The 2,277-nt window shown below is 57.8% G+C and carries 2 protein-coding genes and 1 tRNA gene; 1 reads left to right on the top strand and 2 read right to left on the bottom strand.

Going from position 1 to position 2,277, the window contains the following annotated elements; translation table 11 throughout:
• On the bottom strand, positions 1-963 hold a 963-nt coding region (gene shiA / locus DOU50_RS00430; RefSeq protein ID WP_148768484.1), incomplete at its 3' end, for a shikimate transporter.
• Positions 964-1,154: 191 nt separating this feature from the next.
• Between shiA and ldtA the strand changes: the two genes are divergently transcribed.
• A complete protein-coding gene (gene ldtA / locus DOU50_RS00425) occupies positions 1,155-2,054 on the top strand; it encodes a L,D-transpeptidase (RefSeq protein WP_148768483.1) in 900 nt (299 codons plus the stop codon).
• Positions 2,055-2,199: 145 nt separating this feature from the next.
• On the opposite strand, the gene DOU50_RS00420 is transcribed toward ldtA, so the two are convergent.
• Positions 2,200-2,275, bottom strand: a tRNA-Asn gene (locus DOU50_RS00420).
• Positions 2,276-2,277: the final 2 nt, after the last annotated feature.

Genomic DNA, 2,277 nt, shown 5'->3' with positions numbered 1-2,277 from the left:
GCCGGTGATGTAGACGCGACGGCGGCCAAACCGGTCCGCCAGCCAGGCGAAGCAGGGTATCGTCAGGCAGCTGATCCCGCCGACCAGCAGGCCGATATTCAGGAACAGCTCGCGCGGCAGGCCGAGATTCTGCGTCGAGTAGTTCAGCGCAAAGGCGGTGACGATATACATCGTCAGCAGCTCGCACAGGCGCAGGGCGATAATTTTCAGAAAAGCGCCAGGGTGCCGAATCAGGGCTTCCATCACCGGCAGCCGCTTTTTGACGGCCGGTTTTTCCTGCTGCTTTTCGAACTCAGCCGACTCTTCCATCCCGTTACGGATCCACAGCGCGGCGATGACCAGCACGATGCTGAAGATGAACGGAATGCGCCAGCCCCAGCTCAGGAACTGCTCGTCGGTGGTGAGCTGGCTGATTAACGACACCAGCCCTGTAGAAAGTAACAGCCCTACGCCGTACCCGACCTGCACGCCGCTGCTGTAAAACGCTTTCTTATTTTTTGGCGCGCTCTCAACGGATAACAGCGCCGCACCGCCCCATTCGCCGCCTACCGCGAAGCCCTGAATGGCGCGTAATGTCACCAGCAACACTGGGGCCCACCAGCCAATGGCGGAAAACGACGGGAGAATGCCAATCAATGCGGTGGCGATCCCCATCATCCAGACGGTGAGCATCAGCATGCGCTTGCGGCCAAGACGGTCGCCGAAGTGGCCGAAGATCACCCCGCCCAGCGGGCGAAACAGAAAGCCGACGCCGAAGGTGGCAAACGCGGCGAGCGTGCCCATCGCGGGGCTGACCTGGGGAAAAAACTCGCGGTTGAACACCAGCGCGGCGGTAATGCCGTAAAGCAGAAAATCATACCAGTCGACGACGGCACCCGCGAAGCTGCCGAGTGCGGCGCGGCGGGCACGATTGAGCGAAGGGGTCTCCTCGTTGGGACGATCGGAGATGAGGGTGGAGTCCATAGTTGTCCTGTCTGCACTTATTTTTAATTATTGGTATAAGAAAAGGTCACTCACATTGCGCCCGTCATATAAACGGAACCTATGAGACTACCGCGACAGGGGGCCTGTGCAAACTGATTTTATTTCCTGATGGGTAATGCAAAACGGCTACGCTATGCTTAATAAAGAGCGAAGCGACTGAGGAAGGGAAGATGTGTCGTAAAGAGGCGTTGGTCTGTCTTGCTGCATTACTTATCAGCCAGAGCGTGCAGGCGGTGAGCTATCCTTTACCGCCGGCGGGCAGCCGTCTGGTAGGGAGTTCGCAGGTCATTATCGTGCCGGATCATAATACATTACCGCTTGAGGCCTTTGCCGCGAAGTACGGGCAGGGGCTAAGCAATATGCTGGAAGCGAACCCGGGGGTGGATCCTTTTTTACCCAAATCCGGCACCCGGCTGGTGATCCCTCAGCAGCTGATTTTGCCCGACACCGTTCGCGAGGGGATTGTCGTTAACGTGGCGGAAATGCGCCTCTACTACTACCCGCCTGGTGGCAATACCGTTGAAGTGCTGCCCATCGGCATCGGTCAGGCCGGGCGTGAAACCCCGCGTAACTGGGTGACGGCCGTTGAGCGTAAGCAGGTGGGGCCAACCTGGTCTCCGACGCCGAATACGCGCCGTGCCTATGCGGCAGAAGGGAAAACGCTCCCGGCATTCGTGCCCGCCGGGCCGGATAACCCGATGGGGCTGTATGCCATCTATATCGGCAGGCTCTATGCCATTCACGGCACAAACTCGAATTTTGGCATCGGGCTGCGGGTGAGCCAGGGCTGTATTCGTCTGCGTAATAACGACATCAAATATCTTTTCGATCATGTTCCCGTCGGAACCCGCGTGCAGCTTATCGATCGGCCCGTTAAAGTCACCACGGAGCCGGACGGCAGCCGCTGGGTGGAAGTTCACGAGCCATTATCACGTAACCGTGCGGAGTTTGAATCGACCCAGAAAGTGCCTCTGCCAATGTCAGCCGCGCAGCGGACGCAGTTAATAAACGAGGGGGCGGGAGCCGAACTGGAACGGCGGTCAGGGATGCCGGTTAAGGTAGGCATGTAAGGGGATTGTGCGGGCTGGTGCCCTCACCCCGGCCCTCTCCCACGGGAGAGGGTGCACACACTAAAAACGGCAACCTTGTTGCCGTTTTGCATTTACCTTGTGCAGAAAAGCAAAAAGCCTGCTTTAAAAGCAGGCTTTTTAAATTTGGCTCCTCTGACTGGACTCGAACCAGTGACATACGGATTAACAGTCCGCCGTTCTACCGACTGAACTACAGAGGAAT

The sequence above is a fragment of the Enterobacter sp. C6 genome (assembly GCF_008122455.1).
GTDB lineage: Bacteria > Pseudomonadota > Gammaproteobacteria > Enterobacterales > Enterobacteriaceae > Enterobacter > Enterobacter pseudoroggenkampii.
Note: the sequence above shows the minus strand (reverse complement) of the source record. Positions and strands in the feature narration are given on the sequence as shown.